This is a genomic window from Acinetobacter pengchengensis (genome assembly GCF_982235305.1).
Genome location: NZ_CEVATJ010000001.1, coordinates 2,597,849 through 2,620,644 on the forward strand (window position 1 = coordinate 2,597,849; position 22,796 = coordinate 2,620,644).

Annotated in this window: 14 protein-coding genes, 1 tRNA gene, 5 pseudogenes and 1 other annotated feature; of the genes and pseudogenes, 16 read left to right on the forward strand and 4 right to left on the reverse strand. The window is 39.0% G+C overall.

Going from position 1 to position 22,796, the window contains the following annotated elements:
• Positions 1–2 precede the first annotated feature (2 nt).
• The 3 genes from AC0T5Z_RS12605 (at position 3) to AC0T5Z_RS12615 (ending at position 3,904) form a co-directional block, all read left to right on the forward strand.
• The gene (locus tag AC0T5Z_RS12605; RefSeq protein WP_435337661.1) at positions 3–1,535 is read left to right on the forward strand and encodes a TniQ family protein; all 1,533 of its coding nucleotides are present in this window, start codon (positions 3–5) and stop codon (positions 1,533–1,535) included.
• Positions 1,536–1,647: 112 nt separating this feature from the next.
• Positions 1,648–3,246, forward strand: coding sequence for a Tn7-like element transposition protein TnsE (locus tag AC0T5Z_RS12610; RefSeq protein WP_446893073.1), 1,599 nt, complete (start codon positions 1,648–1,650; stop codon positions 3,244–3,246).
• 582 nt (positions 3,247–3,828) lie between these two features.
• A tRNA-Gly gene (locus AC0T5Z_RS12615) sits at positions 3,829–3,904 on the forward strand.
• A gap of 153 nt (positions 3,905–4,057) precedes the next feature.
• On the opposite strand, the gene AC0T5Z_RS12620 is transcribed toward AC0T5Z_RS12615, so the two are convergent.
• The gene (locus tag AC0T5Z_RS12620) at positions 4,058–4,720 is read right to left on the reverse strand and encodes an IS1595 family transposase (RefSeq protein ID WP_473786247.1); all 663 of its coding nucleotides are present in this window, start codon (positions 4,718–4,720) and stop codon (positions 4,058–4,060) included.
• 249 nt (positions 4,721–4,969) lie between these two features.
• Positions 4,970–5,197, reverse strand: a complete 228-nt coding sequence (locus AC0T5Z_RS12625) for a helix-turn-helix domain-containing protein (protein WP_435337741.1) — start codon at positions 5,195–5,197, stop codon at positions 4,970–4,972.
• A gap of 115 nt (positions 5,198–5,312) precedes the next feature.
• Between AC0T5Z_RS12625 and AC0T5Z_RS12630 the strand changes: the two genes are divergently transcribed.
• The 13 genes and pseudogenes from AC0T5Z_RS12630 to AC0T5Z_RS12690 all read left to right on the forward strand — a co-directional run.
• Entirely contained in the window at positions 5,313–5,522 is a 210-nt protein-coding gene (locus tag AC0T5Z_RS12630) for a hypothetical protein (protein WP_000122748.1), read from the forward strand.
• A gap of 19 nt (positions 5,523–5,541) precedes the next feature.
• Positions 5,542–5,763: pseudogene (locus AC0T5Z_RS12635) on the forward strand (Arm DNA-binding domain-containing protein); the annotation flags it as partial.
• Between the two features lie 69 nt (positions 5,764–5,832).
• The gene (gene nadS, locus AC0T5Z_RS12640; RefSeq protein WP_435337740.1) at positions 5,833–6,105 is read left to right on the forward strand and encodes a NadS family protein; all 273 of its coding nucleotides are present in this window, start codon (positions 5,833–5,835) and stop codon (positions 6,103–6,105) included.
• Positions 6,106–7,049: 944 nt separating this feature from the next.
• Complete coding sequence (locus AC0T5Z_RS12645; RefSeq protein ID WP_435337739.1) at positions 7,050–7,385, forward strand: helix-turn-helix domain-containing protein; 336 nt, start codon at positions 7,050–7,052, stop codon at positions 7,383–7,385.
• A 316-nt stretch (positions 7,386–7,701) separates the two neighbouring features.
• Positions 7,702–7,932 (forward strand): annotated as a pseudogene (locus AC0T5Z_RS12650) (antitoxin).
• A 377-nt stretch (positions 7,933–8,309) separates the two neighbouring features.
• Positions 8,310–8,618 carry a helix-turn-helix transcriptional regulator gene (locus AC0T5Z_RS12655; RefSeq protein WP_004282130.1) on the forward strand — a complete coding sequence of 103 codons (309 nt, stop codon included), beginning with the start codon at positions 8,310–8,312 and terminating at the stop codon, positions 8,616–8,618.
• Positions 8,615–9,903 (forward strand): annotated as a pseudogene (locus tag AC0T5Z_RS12660) (type II toxin-antitoxin system HipA family toxin). The gene AC0T5Z_RS12655 and the pseudogene AC0T5Z_RS12660 overlap by 4 nt, the downstream one beginning before the upstream one ends.
• 550 nt (positions 9,904–10,453) lie before the next feature.
• Complete coding sequence (codB, locus tag AC0T5Z_RS12665; RefSeq protein ID WP_151723333.1) at positions 10,454–11,731, forward strand: cytosine permease; 1,278 nt, start codon at positions 10,454–10,456, stop codon at positions 11,729–11,731.
• The gene (locus AC0T5Z_RS12670; RefSeq protein ID WP_151723332.1) at positions 11,728–12,945 is read left to right on the forward strand and encodes a PucR family transcriptional regulator; all 1,218 of its coding nucleotides are present in this window, start codon (positions 11,728–11,730) and stop codon (positions 12,943–12,945) included. Before codB ends, AC0T5Z_RS12670 begins: the two co-directional genes overlap by 4 nt.
• A gap of 10 nt (positions 12,946–12,955) precedes the next feature.
• Complete coding sequence (codA, locus tag AC0T5Z_RS12675; RefSeq protein WP_151723331.1) at positions 12,956–14,251, forward strand: cytosine deaminase; 1,296 nt, start codon at positions 12,956–12,958, stop codon at positions 14,249–14,251.
• Positions 14,252–14,443: 192 nt separating this feature from the next.
• A complete protein-coding gene (locus AC0T5Z_RS12680) occupies positions 14,444–15,589 on the forward strand; it encodes a porin family protein (RefSeq protein WP_151723330.1) in 1,146 nt (381 codons plus the stop codon).
• Positions 15,590–16,098: 509 nt separating this feature from the next.
• A protein-coding gene (locus tag AC0T5Z_RS12685) for an IS3 family transposase (RefSeq protein ID WP_473786283.1) occupies positions 16,099–17,318 on the forward strand; the annotation gives its coding sequence in 2 pieces (ribosomal slippage) (positions 16,099–16,375 and positions 16,375–17,318; 1,221 coding nt in all).
• Positions 16,374–16,490: a sequence feature (AL1L pseudoknot), on the forward strand. (Overlaps the previous gene by 117 nt.)
• Before the next feature lie 36 nt (positions 17,319–17,354).
• Positions 17,355–18,545, forward strand: a pseudogene (locus tag AC0T5Z_RS12690) (site-specific integrase); the annotation flags it as partial.
• A gap of 167 nt (positions 18,546–18,712) precedes the next feature.
• Here the strand turns inward: AC0T5Z_RS12690 and AC0T5Z_RS12695 are convergent.
• Positions 18,713–18,841, reverse strand: a pseudogene (locus AC0T5Z_RS12695) (IS3 family transposase); the annotation flags it as partial.
• Positions 18,842–19,315: 474 nt separating this feature from the next.
• Positions 19,316–22,663, reverse strand: coding sequence for a DEAD/DEAH box helicase (locus tag AC0T5Z_RS12700; RefSeq protein ID WP_435337796.1), 3,348 nt, complete (start codon positions 22,661–22,663; stop codon positions 19,316–19,318).
• Positions 22,664–22,796: the final 133 nt, after the last annotated feature.

Here is a 22,796-nt window from a genome sequence, read left to right on the forward strand (position 1 = left end):
ATATGCTAAATTTTCCTATGCCTTATGAACATGAACTTATTTATAGTACAGTGGCTCGTGCTGGAATCCGCTTGGCATTTGAAAGTCCAAAGCAATTACTTGATGCTGTATTTAAAAATAGACAGGTTATTGCTACGGTTGATTTACCCTGTCATCTTAATGCGATCGTTAATCAGTATTCTGAAAAACAATTGAGTCTACAAAATATAATATACAAACATACATTATTTCCTATATATGCACCATTTGTACCTGAAGTAAGAAGAAAACAATGTATCAAATGGATGGCTAATATTTCAAAAGGCTCAATACATCTTTCTTTGGGAATTAATGCTTCACGAATCCCTATTATTCACAAACTACGCTACTGTCCAAAATGTTTGAAAGAGCAAGCTCTTCAAAAAGGTGAATTCTACTGGTTGCGTTTATGGCAAATACAGGGAGCTTGCTGTCCACAACACGGTAAACTTGTCGAATCAACACTAGATTTAAGATCATTACATCGACATGACTTCATTGTACCTTCAGATATTTCCTGTACTGAATGGAATCAGGAATCGGCAACAAATGATGAACTTTTTATTAGCTCAAAATTAATAGAATTGCTATCTATACCACCTTTTGTATCATCAAGTTATGAACAGTGGACAATATTCTATAATGAACTAGCTAAACGAAATGGCTGTATACGTGGGCAAAACCAAATTGCTTTCGACCAAATTTTAGAAAAAATATCATTACGGTGGTCACAAAAATTTCTTAGGCAATATCATTTGGATGACTTAGCATCTGAAACCAGTTGGCTACGTCATATTTTTAGAAAACATCGCAAAAGCTTTAGTTATTTGGAGCATATTATTGTAATCGAAGCTTTTTTGAATACTGACTGGTCTTTTGCAGATATATTCACTCAAGTTAAATCCTTCCAGAAAGTAGTCTCTCAACAAAATAATCAAATAAAACCGCAAGATACTAATTTTGAAATAACCAGAGCTGAGAATCGTGAAAAATGGGTAGATTTAGTACAAAACCATGGGGTTAAACCCGCTCGTCACCTGCAGGCAGCTCTTTATGCATGGTTATATCGAAACGATAAAGATTGGCTATTGCAGACCAACCAAAACTTCCATCAGAAGTTTATTCCACAAGGGACTAAAATTGATTGGCAAAAACGCGATCTTTTGTATGTAAGGCAACTTATCCAACTTAAGAATACTTTAATCTGGGATTTAGATAGTCCGAGACGTTCTACGAAATGGTGGTTAAAACAGACGTCCACTTCAAATACATTAGAAAAAAACTTGCAAAAACTCCCCCTAATTAGATGCTTTCTAGAGCGATATTGTGAAGATATTAGCTGTTTTCAAATCAGGCGTCTAACAAAAGTTTTTATAGATAGTAATCTCAACAGACAACCACTTCCTCAGTGGCGCATTCTACGAACAGCTGGATTAAGTGAGGAGAGGATGACTTCTGAAACGAAAAAATTTCTAGAATATATCATTCATGAATTTCCTAATATGATTAAAAATTAATTGAATTGAATCCGTACTTTTATGAAACAATTTTAAAATATAATAAAATAAGTCTCTATATATATGATAAATTTCTAGTCAAACAACCAACGATTAAAATGGTAAAGCACTGATGATAAAAATTAAAAATTTTCCTGAAAATGCGAGAATTACATTTTTAGGTTCTATTTTTAAAGATATAAAAAATAGTGAATGGAATATCACTGTTGGATTAGAAAATGATAAATATTCAACAAAAGATCAGAGATATATACTTAACCATGCTCGTTTTTCTAACATGCCATTATTGGCACGAAATCGTCGATTCAATCAAACTAAACTCTTTACTCCTTTTAATGAGTCTACGATCACTATTAAAATTGATGATTTTCAGAAATGGGATATTTTAATTAATGAATCAGGACAATATAGTTTTAGTAATATTGTTAGCGATATTCATGGAAAATACACAGATATTGAAATTATTTTACCTCAAATAGAACTTGCTAGAGTATTATTTTTGCATAATGCCTATCTATCTCGTAGTGCACTGGATCAAAGATGTCTTTCTGGCGAATTTGATATCATAAAGGGAGAGAATCAAACTCTGATCAATATCCCTACACTCTGTAACTTCCCACGAGACCAATATGATAATGTCGGAATGCGCCGCTTGCTCGCATGGATATTACTCGATACAGAAGCACGAACATCTTTTGAAAGCATCTCCAAGAATTTTTTAAGTGAGAAATTGCAGACAAAATTCCGAGAATTTTGGAACTTTAATTTTGTCCCACCATCATTAAAAGGTGCTGAACTCACATTAAAAGTATATTTAAGTCCGAAGAAAAACAAATATTATGTAAATGAAATTCTAGCAATATCAAACTTACCTAGTGAAATTAATCATACAGTCATTTTTTGTAGTCCAACATTTACTGTTAAAAATACTCAAGTAAGTTCTGACGGTTCTTCAGGAGGCAGTAAACCTCCAAGAAATGAAGATCCTATAATTGATAATGAAAAAGAAGCTAATAGTGATAAGCCAACAGTAATCATTGATTCACCCAAAATAGTAATGACACTCTCATCACCTTTTGAAACAAAAAAAGCAGTAATTAAACATTCTGGTAAAAAGGGTAGACTTAATAACGATGATATAAATACGTTACCTGAACCTGACGTAGGTACAGGTGAATCTAGTATTTTTGGAGAAATTGGCCGAGGAGAGTTTGAAAATTGCCAAGATGAAAGTGATGATCTTGAGCTATTCATGAAACGATTTGAAGCATTTCAAGCTATGATTGAGGAATTCAGATCACAGCATAATATTCTATCAAAATTTAGATTTACCATTTCTAAGCTTCCTGCTGTGAATCGATCCAAGGTACATATGACTGATGATGGTAACTTTCGATGTATCGCTGAAGCACAGCTAGAATTTCAAAATAAACAATTCGTCATTCTAGAAATTGATACTAGCGACAATCGAAAATCACTGTCTACATTAATTATTAAGGTTGATAGTTTGGAAATATGGGATCAACATTTTCCAAGTTTTAAAGAAGACATTATTAAACGCTCTTTACGTTGGCCTACTGCAGAATCCTTAAAAAATATTGGTATTCCCAAAGGTGTTAACCATCCAAAAAACAAATTTGAGATAGCTAAATCTGATAAAGAGTTTAAATATTGGGTAAAACGATTTACAGAAGTTTTAAAATCTACTTAATAGATTTTTCTATAGCATGAGCAATTGAAAAAAATATCTTTTGTTGTTTGGATATTTCTTAATTTTATGGGAATTAGCCTTTTAAATATCTGTAACCTCAATGGCATAAGTGCTTTAGCCTTGGAATTGTATCTACTTATATTTAAGATGATACTTTATTACTAATTTTTTTATAGAGTTGAGAATATACTATAATCTACGATGATACTTTATTTTCAAAAAACTAAATCATGAACTATATAAATCAATTAGTTACCAAAAATTTAGGGTGAAACTTTATTACTGACCTACATGAACTTAATAAGATTATTTTAAATCACTTGAAAATCCGCAGTCAGCTTCATTTTTACAAATTTAGTACTGCGGATTTTTTATGTCTGATACTTTTTGTTTTTCGCATAACACCAGTGCACAGCAAGCGATATTGAGACTTTAGCAGACAATAAAAACTTTTATAAAAACAAACAACCTAAGTCATTTAACCGAACTATTTTCTTAAAATGTTGTTTATTTATTCAGTCAGTACGATGGCATGAAAAAAATGATTGACCGTATTTTTGCATCATGTATTATACACCGCATGCGGGAATAGCTCAGTTGGTAGAGCACAACCTTGCCAAGGTTGGGGTCGGGAGTTCGAGTCTCCTTTCCCGCTCCAGATTCAAAAAGCCCTCATCGAAAGATGGGGGCTTTTTTCTTGTTGATTTTATTATATTTTTTAAAAAATCTTCTTCCTTTGTTATTTGATTCAATAAAAAATATTCTTAATGTAATTTATATTGGCTCTAGACTAGCAGATTTGCACTTAGTTTTACCTAATGAGGTCCCACAACTCTGTTGCTAGCTCATTAGACTCCCTCATCCAACGCCATTCTGTTTCTTTAAGATGATAATCAAAATACTCTTTTGATATACCGTTGAACTTTGCTAGCCTTCTTTTACAAAAGCTCCAGAATGATTCTATTCCATTTATATGACATTGTCCTCTGGCAAATTCATTCGCTCCATGATTTACTCTAAAATGCTTTGAGTAACCAACATCTACCAAACCATTGTATCCACGCCAACCATCACTATAAATTACACTTTCAAGTGCAACTTTACCTAAGATAACTTGTTGTAATGTAGTCTTTTTACAATCAGGGACTATTTCTGTATAAACTCGACCATTCCTTTCAAATATTCCAAATACAGGTTGTTTTAAAGTACCTCGACCTCGCTTCAATTTCCCATGAAAACCACGTTGTCTTTTTGCTCCAAAATAGCTCTCATCAACTTCAATAGAACCTACAAACTTTGCTCTTAAATCTGTTTGATGATCGTAGATTGCTTCTCTAAAAAGCATGTACCAATAGTTGATGGTATTACGGTTCAAGTTAAGCAATAAGGCTGTTTTAGAAGCAGGAATATCAATGCAAAAGCACTGAATAATTTTTTTAATCTTATAGTGACTTAATTTACTGTTTTCTATCATGATTCTAGACTAACATATCTATTCTGCTAGTCTAGAGCCTTATATTTTGTGACCAAGATGTGACCATGGCGTGCCCACAACAATAAAAATGGTCTCAATTAACCTTAAATGTCCTCAATCGATCACCACTTTCAGAGCTTTTTTTGAAAGTAAAAAATCACCCTATTCTCCTCCAAACAAGATGTTTTTTACCAAACGATCAAGGATTTGTGACCATTTCACTTTTTGATGTGACCAATTGTGACCAAACTATTCACTAATAGGTTGTTCTTTATTATCTTTTTCAAAAACAAACAAATCCCCTACCTGCACATCCAAATAATCGCAAATACGATCGATAGTCTCTAAATCAATTCGAGTCAATTCGCCATTATAAAGCTTATGCAAAGTTGTCTTGTTAATGCCTGTGCCACGAATCAAGTCAGCGACACGCATTTTTCTTTCGGCCAACAATATTGGTAGTTTACAAATAACCATTAATTTTTCCTCTAATACAATGAAAATTTAATTGCATTTAATTAAATTTGAGGTTATTTTAGGTCTAAGGATGAAAAATTCATTACATCCAATGAATTACGCTAGGAATACAATTATGTCATATACCTATCTCACAGCCCAGCAACTGGCTGAAAAAATCCAGTACGACGCTCGTACTATTCGCAACCAACTGAAGGACAGTGTCTTTATTGAAGGTGTTCACTACATCCGTCCTTTTGGTGGTCGAAAAATTCTTTTTGTTTGGGAACGCATTGAAACTGAAATGCTTAAATTCACCGGTTTAAGCATGGATGCCTTGCAATAAGGCTTAGGAGGTTTAACTGATGGCTACCATCCGGGAACGAAGTGGCAAACTGATTGCCGACTTTCGCTACATGGGCATTCGTTGCAGAGAGACAACCAATCTTGAAGACAATGCTTATAACCGACGCATTTTGAAAAAACGTCTCGAACAGCTTGAAGCCGAAATTACTTTGGGAACTTTTGAATACGGAAAGTACTTTCCAAAAAGTAAACGTATTGAAGAATTTAAGGAAAAAAGAAATCCAAAGTCTGTGAAAATCTGACAGATAAAGAAACCTCGATCCTGCGTCAATTAGTAAAGGAGCAATTTCATGGATAACCACTTATTTGATGACCTGGTTGCTTCAATCAAAGACGCTGGGGCCATCAAACGTAATGAGATAAAGGCAAGTCGAGTCACAAAGCTTGAACTGCCAGATATTAAAGAAGTACGTGAAAAAACAGGCTTAACCCAGGCTGAATTTGCTGCACGTTTGCATATCAGCGCGAGAACCCTGCAAAACTGGGAACAAGGCCGTCGCTATCCGACTGGCCCTGCAGCGACATTAATCCGTATTCTGGATGCTCACCCGGGTCTGATTTAATTTAAATATACGAGAAATGAAAAAACCCTGGCATCCTGCCAAGGTTTTTCGTATGGGGTCGCTCGGTATAACTCCTGTCGTACCTTACTGTCCTTGTGCGTATTTATATTCTTATTATTGTGTGGAACTTCCTGTTCCCTATGAATCTATCATATGAAAATTCCAATGTTCCGAATAGCAGCAAAGTACCGGAATTGACGTAAGTAAATGCGTACAAAGATGATTAAAAACTGTTCCAGGTTTATCCGCAGAAATTGGGGGGATTTTTGCCCTGAAAAAGCCGGGATGGGGACTGTCGAAGGTTCAGCTACTCGAAAATTGTGTGCTGCAGCATGATTTTTTGTATAATAAGATGACTAGAACAACTAACCGTACCATGGTTATATCCATAGTCGTTTTAGTGAAAGGCAGAAGCTCCAACTTCTGCCTTTTAATTTTTTAAGTAATAAAGAAAAAAAAAAGCCCTATAAGACTCTTTCTAGGGAGTTTGATATAAAAACTATCCGAATAACCCTCTATTGAATAATACACTCAAGGTTTGAAGCCTAAGTTCCTTAAGTAAGGTAAAAATTGTTTTGTTGTTTTGAATCTCTCAGCATTTTTTGTTTGGAGAAACCGGACATTTCTACTTAGGAATAACATCTTTTGATTTTCTTTTTTAAATCAGAATCTTATCGTGTTTTAAAAAGCCCAATCTCAACAGTTTGGGCTTTTTTCATGATTTACCCTGTTCCACGATTACTATTCAATCAATGTTCCACGGATTTGTTCAACTCAGTTAAACAATTATGATTACCATAGGGTCTAAAAAACCGACTCCCAAATCCCCCTTTCTGCTGTTACAGTCCACCTTCTTTTTTAAAAAAATACAACAAAGGATATGACATTAAATGTGGTTTAAATTAACTTAAACAGGAAATAATGTCGGATTTCTGAGGATTTGTATGAAGAAGGCCTCCAGTCATTTTATGATGCATGGCGTAGCGGATTTACTTCAACAAGTCGGGAAAAATATTAAGATTGCGAGAATCCGCCGGAGCATTACCATTCATGAGTTAGCTAATCGGGTGCATGTGGATGAACGTACAATTAGCCGAATGGAAAAAGGCGATCCAAGTATTAACTTCAAAAATTTAGTAACGGTCTTAATGGTTCTTGGCCTTGAAGACTCTGTCTTTGATCTTGCCCATCCAGACCATGATGAAATTGGGAAAGCTTTAGAAATCCAGAAACAGCCTAAAAGAGTTCGGAATATGGACAGACTCAGTGATGATTTCTAAGAACTAACTATTAGGTAGGAAAAATGGCACTGTTGCAAATAGAAATTTGAGTCGATGATGTTCCCTTCCAAATCGGTGGCTATTCATATTGATACCATTCATCTGTGGAATCAATAATTATTTGGACATCCATTCTTATTTTACTTGGACAGTAATTAATGAAGATTAAAAGACTTTTTACCTCTTTTTCACATAGACTTACCTTCTAAATTAAATGCAGAAGTTGCAAATAATTCTGATTCAACAAATCTATCAATAGCAATTATTTAATGACATGATATATACCAACGGTACATATCATACCGGGAGAGTAAAAATGGAAATTGCTAAAGTTTTCCAAACAGGTCGAAGTCAGGCTGTTAGATTGCCCAAAGCATTTCGCTTTAATGGTAACGAAGTTGCTATTAAAAGTTTTGGTCGTGGTGTCTTGTTACTACCTATCAATAATCCCTAGGACATTATGTTAGAGGCAATTAACGAGTTTGAATTAGGTTTTCAACTGGAACGAGCTGATCAAGGTGAACAATTGCGTGAGGACTTCAAGTGAATAGCTGCCGATTTTGTAGATACCTTTTAGTTATATTGGACTGCTCCCAGTATCCTAGACATGAAATAGCCTCATTTTGAAGCTGCCTCAAATGCTTCTGGGCTCATCCCATCGAGCTTGATACGCCCCTGATACTTCATAAAACCTGATTTGTTCATCCCCTATTGTTTGGCTTCTTCCTGAGAAGAACAGCAACAACAGTGCCTGTAATTTTGTGATCGCGCCCACGACTATAAAAATGGTCTCAATTGACCTTAAATGCTCTCAATCCACGATCACTTTATCACCATCTTAGTAGCTTTTTGATAAATTGCTTTTTTTAAAAAAAGAAACTAATATGTTTCTTACAGGATCTAAAAGCAATAAATGTATCTACAATGAATAAGTCTTTACTTCAGCAAATCAAAAAAAGACGAACCCAATTGGGCTTAAAGCAAGTTGATATGCAATCCCGTACAGGCATTTCAAGACAGCAGTACCAAAAACTGGAAAGTCAGGGCAACCCTCGATTAGAGACCTTAGAAATTATAGCGGCAGGATTAAATGCTCAACTGATGCTCATCCCTGATGATAAGGTTCATTTGATCAGACAATTATTGAATGATGAAATTAAAGTCACTATTGAAGATCAGGATGACTTAATGACTAACCCATGGAAGGGTCTTCTCGGAGGAGAGGAACCATGAATACTGTTGCCGTCCTGAAATTAACATTACATCACGCTGTCGTTGGATACTTGGCAGGATTTCAGAGCGGAAAAAATATTCTGGTTTTTACGGATTCTTTCCGATTTGATCAGCGACGCCCGACCTTGAGCCTGCTGACTTCCCCCTTGTATCCTCAAGCAGATAAGATTTTAGAAAAGACCTATGTTACACATCAGCGCTTACACCCCTTGCTATCAAACTTGCTACCAGAAGGCGCATTACGCGAACTAATTGCACAAAGCCTCAAAGTACATATAGACAATGAATTTCAGTTATTGGCAGCTTTAGGTCATGACTTACCTGGAGCACTCATTGCGACCCCATTAGATCCAGAAGAAATTCCAGATGAAATAAAATTCAAACTGCAGATCTCGAATCCAGATCAGATTTTAAAGCAAGAGATTCGAACAGATAATAAGTTTTCCTTGGCCGGCGTCCAAATGAAGTTTTCCATGAAAGCCAAAGATGGGCGTTTTACACTAGCACAGGCAACGGAAACGGCTCTACTCGGGGACTGGATTATCAAAACTCCTTCTTCCAGACATGCTTTTGTTCCGCTAAATGAATATTCTATGATGACCCTTACCAAAACGGTCGGAATAGATGTCCCTGAGATTCACTTGGTGGATATGGCCCTTTTACAAGACCTTCCACCATTAAATTTACCCCAAGAGCAATATGCTTTTGCAATCAAAAGATTTGATAGACAGAGTACTGCTGATACTACAGAGCTTATTCACATCGAAGATTTTGCTCAGATCTTCGGCGCATATCCACATCAGAAATACAACACCACAAATTATGAGCAGATAGGAAAGATCATTTATCAATTTTCAGATAACAAAATTCTTGATATTCAGCAATTTGCCAGCCGCTTACTTGTCAATATTTTGCTCGCCAATGGAGATGCACACTTAAAAAACTGGAGTATGATTTATCAGGATAAAAGAACACCAAGATTATCTCCCGCATACGATATATTGATGACCAGTGTATATATTGAAAATGAGCATCATTTCGCATTAAATCTTGCCAAAAATAAAGATTGGTATGAGCTGAGATGAAGCATTTTAAGCAATGGGCAGAAAAAGTCGGTGTTCCATGGCGTATCATCGAGAAGCAACTTCACGATATTATGGATAAAGCTCGATCATTATGGCCAGCGCTCTTACTAGACTTACCTATGATTTCTGCTCATAAAGAAAAATTAAGAGAACATTGGAAAAAATTGCATCAAGACTTTCAGATACTTACAGATGATTAGAGGAACCTGTAAAAAGGCTAAAATTTCTCAAACAATTTCATCACATCATTTTCCGTCAGTTTCGCTTTGAACCGTACCGGGTTTGTCGGAAACCACTTTTCCTGAAAGAATGTCCCGATAAAAATGGAGAAATACCGAAGTCATCAAAGATAGAGTGGCTCAACTTGTCATTGAATCAGACAAAGATTATCTATCTAATTGAGCTGCCTTCATCACAGCAATTCCACCTAAAATCAGTTTGGACTTCCACCGCTCCTACTTTGCAAAAAGAATCGACGAAACATGTCCAGAATGGAAATCACATTCTAGTTTTAGGCATCAACCAATAAATCTTCGTGATATTTACTCCTTAGAGATTGCTCAAAATCAACTCATTTAATCAACAACATGCACAAAAAGCTGGCGTAGAAATGTATTAAAAATATCTGTAAATGTGCATGTTGCACATGTTGTGAAGGGCGTATTGCTTAAAAGTAACCCAATTTTAAAGCGGCACGGCTCTTGCAAACTCAGGTGTATTCAAAAATAGCGCAAGAGACTGGAGCTAAAAATGAGTACACATGAAGAAAGTCCACTGACCGAAACACCCCAAGCCAATCGAAAAGGATTGTTTCCGATTGCAATGGTGCTGTTTAGTTTTACTTTTTTTACCGGCACTATGTTTGCTGGTGGCAAAATTGGCGTCGCATTTAATTTTGTTGACCTCCTCTGGATCACGGCAATTGGTAACCTGTTACTGGCTCTCTATGCTGCATCACTCGGTTTAATTTCCGCCCGCAGTGGTTTAAATACGGTATTAATGGGGCGGTTCTGCTTTGGTAATTTAGGCAGCAAACTCTCCGACTTTTTATTGGGTTTTGCTGAACTGGGCTGGTATGCCTGGGGAACTGCAACACTGGCTATTTCGCTGGTGAAAATTGTTGGGATGCCAGAAAGCTGGGTAATACCATTAATGGTGCTGTTCGGTTTACTCTTTTCAGTGACCGCACTGGTTGGTTTTAAAGGGCTGGAATACCTGTCACGGGTTTCAATTCCATTGATGTTTATCCTGCTCATTACCTCAATTGTATTGGCCACCAAAGAAATTGGCGGCTGGACCGGTTTGACTGCTGTTAAGCCAACAGAAGCCATGACGTTCTCTACCGCTGTAACCATCGTATTTGGTACGTTTGCCAGTGGCGCAACACAAATCACCAACTGGACCCGTATGTCGAAAAACGGCAAGATCGCAGTATGGGCATGTCTGATCAGCTTTGTCATTGGTAACGGTTTGATGGTCTTGGCAGGTGCCTGGATGGCGATTGTTTACCAACAAGCTGACATTGTAGAGGTTCTAGTATTGCAAGGCCTATCTGTCGCAGCAGTGATTATGCTGTGCATGAACTTGTGGACTATTCAAGGCCCAACCATCTATAACGTGTCCGCAGCAGCATGCCATTTAGTACGTAGCGAACGTCGTAAAACCATGACTATCCTGGCTGCGATTGTGGGGATTGTGCTGGCTGTCGCAGGCATGTATGAGTTGTTATTGCCATTCCTGTTGTTACTCGGTGCAATCATCCCACCTGTAGGTGGCGTCATTATGGCGGATTACTGGGTTCGCTACAAAGGTCAATATCCATTGTTGAACGATGTAGAACTGCCAAATTTTAACTGGAATGGTCTGATAGCTTATAGCATCGGTGCGATCGTGGCGTATAACTCTCCCTGGATTGCCCCGATTGTCGGGATTGTGGTTGCTTCCGTATGTTATGTGGTGTTGATCCGTTTATTTCCAGCAAAATCGGCTGAAAAATCAGCACAAGTGATGACAGGGTCATCAGTATGAGTATGACGGTGCAAGAGGTGCTGGAACTACCACAGTTGTATGAACTACGGCTGCGGGCAGGTGCAGATCATGTGCACCGTCTGGTTCGCTGGTTCTATGTCGCTGAGAACGAAGGAATTTCCGACTGGATTGAAGGTGGTGAATTGGTATTTATTACCGGTATCAATCAGGTACGTGATGAAGCCAACCTGCTAGATCTATTAGATCAGGCTGCTACCAAAAACGTAGCAGGTATTGTGATCCTGACCGGTACCGATTTTATTCGTGAGATTCCGGCCACAGTGCTGGAAAAGGCCGATACACTCGGATTACCCCTCATTGAACAGCCTTACCACCTCAAGCTAGTGGAACTGACCCATGTGATTGGAACCCGCTTGGTACAGCTGTCACAAATCAAGAAGTCTGCAGAAGACGTGGTGAGCCAGCTGTTACTGGGCCAGTATCCATCACTGGAAACCATTCAGTTGCGGGCACAGCAGTTGGGTTTACCCTTGTTAGGGCAACATGTGGTGGCAGTAGTTCGTTTGAGTAATGTGCAAGACTTTTTTCAGGATAGTGGTGCACAACACAAAACCCATGATCTGTACCAGAAAAAACAGGCCTGTTATGAACATCTGGAAAGCTGGAGAAAACAGCATGAACAGGTTTTCCCTATTGTTCCGCAGGGAGAGCAGTTTAGTTTGGTTCTATCCTTGCAGGATCAGGATCTGAATTTCTGGTTCCAGGCTCTGTCGGCATTGGTTTCTGCTTTGCGCGAGTCTGAATCCGATCTCAAGTTGTATGTTGGACTTTCCACCGAAGTGAATTCTGCCGTTGCCTTTCAGCGCGGCTACTGGGAAGCCTGTCAGGCTGAAGAAATTGCCGCTGATTTAAAGACCAGTTCCGGTGTCTGCCTGTATAACGAACTGGGCGTGCTCAGATTGATCAAGGCAATTCCAAACAAGGCCGTTACCCAGCAACTAATGAATGAAACGCTCGGCTGCCTGATTGAGCCAGAAAAAAAACAACCCTATCTGCTGATTGAAACCTTGGATGCCTGGTTAAAGGAAAGTGGCAATGCCATTCAAGCCGCTGCCCGGTTGGGTATTCACCGCAATACCCTGAACCAGCGTATCCAAAAAATTGAAGCATTAACCGGACAATCATTGGGCAATCCCAATTTCCGTTTGAATGCTTCTGTTGCCCTATTAATTTGGCAAATATCCCATGATTAGAGAAAAGAATATGAAAGTGATCAATGCAACCTTACGTAAAAAGACCGGTTTATTCACCATCAGCTATCACAATGGCGTAATTGATGCGATTGAGCCACAGGCCGGGTTACTCACCCTCGAAGGAGCTGACGTGATTAATGCGAAACAGCAGTTACTTATGTCGCCACTGGTTGATCCACACATTCATCTGGATGCGGTACTGACCGCGGGTGAGCCGGAATGGAATATGTCTGGAACCCTGTTTGAAGGCATTGAACGCTGGGCACAACGCAAGGCCAGCATTACCTTTGAAGACACAAAACAACGTGCAAAACAGACCATCGACATGCTGGTGGCGCATGGCATCCAGCATGTGCGTACCCATGTCGACATTACCGATCCGCAATTGACCGGATTGCAAGCCATGCTTGAGGTCAAGAATGAAGTCAAGGATGTGGTGAATCTGCAGATTGTGGCATTTCCGCAAGAAGGCATTGAGTCCTATAAAAATGGCCGTGAACTGCTAGAAAAAGCCTTGCAGATGGGGGCCGATGTCGTCGGGGGAATTCCTCATTTTGAATATACCCGTGACAAAGGCGTGAGCTCCGTGCATTACCTGATGGACCTGGCCGAAAAATACAATGTACTGGTTGATGTCCATTGCGATGAAATCGATGATCCGAACTCCCGTTTTCTGGAAGTATTGGCCGACGAAGCCCTGGTCAGAAACATGGGCGAACGTGTCACGGCCAGTCACACCACAGCTATGGGCTCTTATGACAATGCCTACTGCTATAAACTGTTCCGTTTGCTGAAACGCTCCAAAATCAATTTCATTTCCTGCCCGACCGAAAGCATCCATTTACAGGGCCGCTTTGACAGCTATCCAAAACGCCGTGGTTTGACCCGCGTGGCGGAGATTGACCGTGCTGGCATGAATATCTGCTTTGCGCAGGACTCGATCCGTGATCCATGGTATCCGGTCGGCAATGGCAATATCTTACGCATTCTGGATGCCGGTTTGCATATCTGTCACATGCTAGGCTATGAAGACCTGCAACACTGTCTGGATCTAATCTCGGACAATTCTGCCAAAACCATGTGCCTGGGCGAGCAATATGGCATCGAAGTGGGCAAACCTGCGAGCTTCATTCTGTTCAATGCCAAGAATGATTATGAGGTTGTCGCGAATCAGGCCAAGGCGGTGCTCAGTGTACGTCATGGCAACATCATCATGCAGCGTCAGGAAGATCAGGTGCAATTATTGTCTGTTACCACGCCTGCTCAACAGGATGTTGCGACTACGCGTTTAGCGATTGGCGTCTAATTCAATAGGTAAAACAACACACTAAAAATATCTGATCCGAATGAAAGATATTTTTCGATGAACTGATCCAGCGGGTAGGCAAAATCCGGATATATAAACAAGCGGCATTGCCCTAAACCGGATTCACCTGACCCGCAATCCAAATCACTAAATCAAAAATTGTCTATGTTCTGCATAGATAAGGGGTTTCTTATGCTTAAAAAAAATGTATTCCACCATATGACGATTCCTTCAGGCTTGGCTTTGGCTATTTTATCTGCAACAACTGTGACGCATGCGGAAGAACAGGGCTGGTCGGTTTCTGGTTTTGTGCGAGGCAATTATCAATATAAAGAATATGCTGAAAGCGAAAAGAGTAAAGCGCAGATCAGTGATGTCCGGCTCAATCTGAATTACAAGAAAGATCAAGTGGATGGCAAGATTACAGCACGTTGTGTCCAGTTTAACGAAATGTGTGATTTAATGACATTGTCAGATGCTTATCTGGGTTATCAATTGGATGAGCAACAGAAAGTCACCGTTGGCCTGCAACCGATTCCATTCGGGATTGGAACCTATTGGGATAGCAGCTTCTATGAAAGTATGATGTATACGATTGGCATGCAGGATACCCATAATATTGGGATTCGCTATGATCTGAGTCAGGATCAGCAGTCTTGGAGCTTTGGCTATTTTCCAAAGGATGGCGGTAACTATAAAGGGGATAGTAAGGATGCATCACGTTATAGTGCCAATTTTATTGAAGGCGTATCAGACAATGCCACCCAGATTGATGAAAAGAATATGCTAATGATGCGTTATGCATATCAGGGTCAGGAGGATACGGCTGGATATACGCTGGGTTCATCCGTTTGGTATTCATTCTTGGACAATAAAAATAACAACAAGACCGGCAGTCGCATGAATGCCAACGTGTTTGGCCAGTGGGCGACACCAACTTATGACACAACCTTAACTGTTGGTTATCAGGATATCGACAACAAACAAGATGGAGTGGCCTATTCGACCTTTGGTTCTTTTGATACGGAATATCATGTAGCGAATAAAGCCTACTATTATGTTGCTGATATAGACTATAAAACTTCGTGGAATTATAAGGATTGGAAAGGATTTAAACCATATCTCGTATTCAGTGGTTTGATGAAACAGGATGGGCAGCCAAACTCCTACCGAAATATTGCTGGTCTACAGGCAGATTACAAAAACATTACTATCAATGCAGAGTATATTTTGGCGAAAAATGATGCCTTTGTTGGTGGTAATACCAATTCCTTTGCTAATTCGACTAACAATGATTGGAAAAAGCTACTTTATATTACCTTTGCATATAAGTTCTAATTGTTTTAGCTCCTCCAAGATGGATCATGCAAATCACGTTGAAGTCGACTCTCTAATGTAAAGAGTCGACTTCAAATTAATGATAATTCCATTTTTTCCTAATAGTTGCTGTCTTTGTTAGACACAAATATAAAACATTGATTTTATTTAATTTATTTTTTCAATAAACTCGCTGGGCTACAGCAAAATGAAGTGGTTTAGAAGAAACGATTAGGCTTTGTCCTGGTGCCTATTCAACAGCAGCATCAAGAGTTAAAAACACAAAATAAACGTTTTTGGGCGAAGCAAAGTGAAGAGCTACCACTTTTCAAGACATCTCTAAGTCCAATCTAGAGAATGATTAATTGCGTGGTTTTAAAATAGATAAACAGCTTGTCGGCTAATACCAAATGCTTTTGCCAGAGCAACTTTGGAGGAGTACTTCCCTGCTTTCAAGATTTGACATAAAGCCTTAGCTATTGAACCGTACCGGGTTTGTCGGAGAGTCAATATTCTGAGAGACTACCCCGATGACAAAATTAAAATATACCCCTGAAATCAGAGATAGAGCGGTTCAATTATTGATTGAATCCGAAAAAGATTATCCTTCTACTTGGGCTGCAATCACAGCAATTGCGCCTAAGATTGGTTGTACTCCTGAAACACTTCGTGCCTGGCATCAAAAACATTTAGATCAGCAAAATCCTATTAAAGTACAACAGATATCTGATCAAGAAAAAATGAAGCAAATGGAACGTGAAATTAAAGAATTAAAGCGTGCCAATGAAATTCTACGTAAAGCAGCCGCTTTTTTCGCCCAGGCGGAGCTCGACCGCCCACACAAATAATGGTGGATTTCATCCATAACAATAAAGACTTATATGGTGTTGATGCGATTTGTAGGATTTTACCGATCGCAGCTTCAACCTATTACCGAACTTTAGATCTCGCTGACAATCCAGAACATCGAGCGAAACGAGATCTACATGATGAGCATCATGCTGAACAAATTAAACGAATTTGGAAAGAAAGTTCAGGTCGATATGGTGTGCGTAAGGTCTGGCAACAATTGAAACGTGAAGGTTATGTTATCGCACGTTGTACAGTTGCTCGATTGATGCAGAAGCTAGGTATACAAGGTGTTTGGCGTGGTAAGAATAAACAAACCACCCGTAGCCGAGATGATCAAAAAAGAGCAGATGATTTAGTGAAACGTAATTTTAATGCTGATCATCCTGACCAACTGTGGGTGAGTGACTTTACGTATATTCAAACTCATTCAGGCTGGGTCTATACCGCCTTTATTATTGATGTGTTCTCACGAGCAATTGTTGGATGGAAAGTATCTACACGGATGAATACAGATATGGTGCTCGATGCACTTGAGCAAGCATTGCACGATCGAGGCATGCCAAAGAATGTGATTCATCATTCCGATAGAGGTGTTCAATATCTTTCTATTCGCTATACCAATCGTTTAGAAGCTGCAAATTTACGAGCATCAGTCGGTACAATTGGTGATTCATACGATAATGCTTTGGCTGAAACGGTGAATGGCTTATACAAAACAGAGGTGATTGAATATTTAAAAGCAGATTGGCAAGGTTTAGCAGATGTACAACTTGCGACACTAAACTGGGTAGATTGGTTCAATAAAAAGCGTGTACACAGTGCACTGGGTTATATATCACCTTTTGAGTTTGAAGCAATGTACTATGATAAGATTAACCCGTTAGGTCAGGTGGCCTAACTTAAATAAAAAAGTCTCCGACAAACCCGGTACGGTTCACTTTTACTGAACTGTGAATATGCACCACTTGTGCAAAAGCTAACTGACTATAGCGAAAATGAATATCAAAAAATTCGAGCTGAGCTACTTCAAAATCAACATGGACAAAACCATTGGTTTGTTATTGCACATCTCTTAGGACATATAGAGCCAGTTGAAACTTTCAAAAGCTATATTCATTTAAGTTATCTCATAGCTGGTCAAAAACTACTAAAATATCATACAGATATGCCTAATGAATTGGCTAAAAAAATTATGGGCCACAATGCAACGTTTAAAAATTTGAAAATAACAAATGATGAAAAAGACTTTAATTTTGAAAAAAACCAGGCAGTTCTAGCAACTATATTATTGAACGATCAAACAAAATGGCTTCAAAGTAATGCTACTGACATTTTAGATGAACTGTCGTTACAAATAGATCAATCCCATGATTTTTTTGCTTTCTTTGTTGGAACAGAAGATTCTAAAATTTCACTTCAACGCTTCTATGAAACGCTCAATATATTGGAGACTACTCACGATCCTAAAAGTGCAGCTCAACGTATGTGCTTACCAGAAGAACTCGTCAATTATTGGTATGAAAATGCCCTAAATTTAGCAAATATTAAATCAAAAAAAGGGAATCCGCGTTTATTTAGTATTGATAGCTCAACCCAGTTAAAGCCAGCGATGCTTGATACCGCTGAAGAGCTTCATGCGGTGACTTATTTTTTTGAACATTTACAGAAAATAGCTCGTAAAAAACCAACACAAATTGCATGCGTCCTAAATGTATTTTTGAATCGAGTGACCGCATCACACACAGGTATCCATTATCGCTGGAAGGATATCGATCAACTCGAACATTTTTACTCCCAAGTTAAGGCTTTATTTCCTGCCAAATTTTGGCACTTACTTGGACAAGATTTGCAAACAAAGTTAGATGCTAAACAACAGCCTCAACTTTTCAAATTAGCAAAAGCATCAACAGATAAACATCCATCGACTCTAGAGGAGTTTCCTCGTCTACAACTCTACTCAGTAAAAGATGGTCATGCTCTTGCTGCATTTAAATTTTGCTTACATCTAGCATGTATTGGTCGCCCACGATCTGTTCAGCTTAATGAGTTAGCTGACATAGCGCCTGTTACCCTGCATAGACCTATCGCTGCATTACACCAAGAGGAACTTTTTAAAACTGATTAATTTACTGATCAATTTATGATTTCCATGGTGTGTTGTATACCCCTCTATAATTCTATTTTAATAGTAAAATATAGTCAGTTTTGGCTATTATATAACTATTAAAATAGTAAAATACCTCTTATTTTCAATGGTCAGACTATTATCTATTGTACCTTGACTAGAATACAAAGTGTTTCAGGCGTACAACCAATCTTAGCTGTAATTGCGGCCCAATTCGATGGATAATCTTCTTCGGATTCTATTAATTATTGAACTGCTCTTTCTCCGATTTCGGGGGTATATTTTACTTTTTTCATCGGGACACTACGCTTTGCTACGTCTTGCGAAGCAATCCTTCTTATCTTAAGAAAATGGGGCTCCGACAAACATGGTACGGTTCACCGCAAGTTGGTGGTCTTTTTATGATTTAGTACCCAGATAAGTTATCAGATATAATTATTCATAAGCCCCTGATAACCAGATAAAATATATGCGAATCTTAGTTCTTAGTACTACTGGCCATCCTGAAGCAAATTTAGAATCTGCCCGTTATTTCATCGAAAATAAGAGCAATATTGATAAAATTACAGTGCTCAGCACCACGTATATGGATGAACAAGGTAAGACTGATCTTTTCACGCGATCATGGACAAAGCACGGTCAGTATGGCCAGTGCTATTACTAGACTTACCTATGATTTCTGTTCATAAAGAAAAATTAAGAGAACATTGGAAAAAATTGCATCCAGACTTTCAGATACTTACAGATGATTAGGGTAATCTGAAACCAAACTAAAATTTCTCAAACAAGTTCATCACGTCATTTTCCGTCAGTTTCGCTTCGCCCTCATGATCGGTACTTAGAATAGACTGTGCCAGTTCTGCTTTATTTTGCTGTAAGGCAAGAATTTTTTCTTCTATGCTTTTATTGGTAATCAGCTTATACACAAATACTGGCTTGTCCTGTCCAATCCGCCATGCACGATCTGAAGCTTGATCTTCAGCAGCAGGGTTCCACCATGGATCATAGTGAATGACCGTATCTGCGGCAGTTAGATTCAGACCGACCCCTCCTGCTTTCAGACTGATTAAAAATACTGGCACTTGTCCAGACTGAAATGCTGTAATGACTTCATCTCGCTTTTTGGTCTTTCCAGTCAGCTTCACATAGCCAATTTCTGCGTGATGGAGCTGTTGCTCAATCAGTTCCAACATTGAGGTAAACTGAGAGAAGATCAGAATTTTTCGCCCCTCCTCCACCATTGGAACGACCATATCCATCAACTGTTCAAGTTTGGCAGAGTGTGCCTGCCCGGTTTTCACTGAATCCAGCTTTAGTAAGCTAGGATGGCAGCACACCTGACGTAGCTTCAGTAAGGCATCTAAAATTTGAATTTGACTACGTTTAAAGCCTTTTTCTGCCACAATTTTCTGAATATTTTCCTGCATCGTGGCACGAACAGCCTCATATAACTTGGATTGCTGGTCATTCATATCAATATTGACTTCAATCGTAGTTTTTTCTGGCAATTCTTTGGCTACGTCAGTTTTCAAGCGACGTAAAATGAAGGGCTTAATCCGGTTGACCAGCTTTTGCCTTAACTCCTGATCACCGCGTTTTTCAATCGGATGACGGTACTTTTTATTAAAAATTTCTTGTGAATATAAAAATCCTGGCATCAGGAAATAAAATAGTGCCCACAGTTCACCCAAATGATTTTCCATCGGGGTACCTGTTAGACACAAACGATGTCGTGCTTTTAATTGGCGTACTACCTGTGCAGCTTTGGCACGCGGATTTTTGATATTCTGCGCCTCATCCAAAATGAGTTGATGATATTCATATTGCTTTAGTTGTTCTTCATCTCTCGCTAGAAGCGGATAGGTGGTTAACACAATATCATAGTGCGGAATCTGCTCAAAATTCTGATGGCGGTCGGGCCCCTGTAGCAGCAATACCTTGAGCTCAGGGGTAAATTTCTCCGCTTCTTTGAACCAGTTATGCATCAGCGATGTGGGTGCAACAATTAAGGCGGGACTGTCCTGCAAATATCCAGCCTGCTTTTCCATGAGTAAATGGGCTAAAGTTTGTGCTGTTTTCCCCAAGCCCATATCATCTGCCAGAATCCCGCCATGCTGGGTTTCCCTTAAAAACTGTAACCAGCCTAAGCCCTGCTGCTGGTATGGACGCAACTCCCCCTGAAAACCTTGTGGTGTCGGCAGTTGTTGCTGATAGCCTTGTTTGAATTTCTGTACAAATTGCTGCAGGCGATCACTGACCTGCCATGTCATCCCAAGATTATGCTGCAATTCTAATAATTGACTCGCATCATAGCGATCAATACTGCGCTCTTCTTGCTGTAAAATGCTCTGCAGATGTAACAATACCGGCTTAATATCCCTAGCGGATAGAGCCAAATCAGGTTGATCAACTGCAGTTTTCACGGTGAAAATTTGACTGTCATGCAGATGAATAAACGTCCGCGGATCAAGTAAATCAGGATTTACTCGCACCAAAGCTACGAGCGCATCAAGCAAATTATAAGAATTACCTGCACTGTCTTGAACCGTCGCCCCGATATTGAACCAGTCCTGCTGACCTTCAGATTCAGTAATAGAAATATTTAAATTTTCGACATATTGCAGGTTAAAGGGGCTGTTTTCCAGATGCTCTATCTGCCAGCCCATCAACTCAATTTGATTGATGGGCATCAGCTGTTTGATCCAGTCTCCATAGAAAGCAAAAACCATAGAATCAAGACGTTGTTTATCCAGTTTTAATTGATGGTCATAACTAAGATCTTTCACCCACTTCAGTGATTCGACCAATAGCTGTAAACGTTGGATTGACTGTTGTTCCTGAACTAAGTCCCGAAGCTGTCGTACCATTTTGTCATGCTGCTCACCAATAAAACTGTCGCCTGATGTACCTGCTTTAATTCGCCCACCTGCATAGGAGAATTCAATTTCGGCACAAACAGACTCTTCCCATTTCCAATCAAATTTATCTAAAACACCGAAGCGTAAAATTGGCTGGGGACTTCCCTCAAGGACATCAATATGCTGAATAGACTCGGGCTGAGGCAGATTTTTCAGATCTGAATATTGATGAGTCAGTTTCTCAAACTCTGGCAAGAGCATAGATGGAAGATCAGGCATCTGTAAAAAATGGTACAGAAGATTTGCCGTATATTCACCATATAACTGGCCCACCTTGTTCTGTTGAATATCCACATAACATGGTGGATGGCTCGCGAGAATCTGAATATGAGGATTTGATTTTAAATCGAGCCGAATATCACCATTGACCAATTCAATGTTTAAATGCTCTGTCTGTTTGTTTAAACCTTGTTGCCAGATCAGTTCGATGTGATAGCCTTGTTCTGACCATTGAAGTGCAGTATGGCTCTTTTTTTTCCAGTACACATCGCCACTTTGAATAAAAGATTTGAAATGCTCCAATAAAATGCTTGAGATATCAAGATTGCTTTGATAAAAGCGTTCGTCGCTGTTTATTTTGGCGTAATAATAAATCTGGTTAAATAATTGTCGTTTTTGTTCAGGTAAAGTCAGATGCTTTCTGGTGATATTTTCATATTGGGTATAATAACTTTCCCCTGCAATTGAGCCGTTCTTATTGCGTCTGGCTTTCTGAACATCAACTGTCAATTTCTTTAAGCTGACCGACTGATCTAGCAGGTAAATTAAATAATTGTTTGTTTTGACAGATTGCTCTGGTTCAGTCTGTTGCAAATACCGTTTAAAATCATTCAACCAGCGCTGCGCCTGATCATCCCCCCATCGGCGTTTTGCGATTCCCTGCGGAGATTGAGATTCAGCATAACGCTGTTGAAATTCCTGACGATATTCTTGAAAGAATAACCGCGCTAAAGCAGCAGCATGTTTACAGTTATATCCAACTGGACAAGTGCAGTCATCATCGATTAAACGGTCTTTTTTAAGATTATAGGTAATCGCGGTATCGTAATAATCTGTCCCTTCAATTTGAGCATACATCGTGACATCATCATTTTCCTCAAAGAACTCAATCGTTTCCCTATCAATGTGTTTAGCATAGCTCAGACTGCGATGAAGAGTTGGATTACTAAAGTGAGATAGAAAATTGATCAATGAGGACATAATTACCAGACACCAAAATGTTTATACAATTATAACGGACAAAGCTGTCATTTCAGAACAGTAGCCGAACTGCTCAACCTGAGCACAGATTCGACTCACTCAATAGGAATATTGTGAATAAAGACAATCAAAT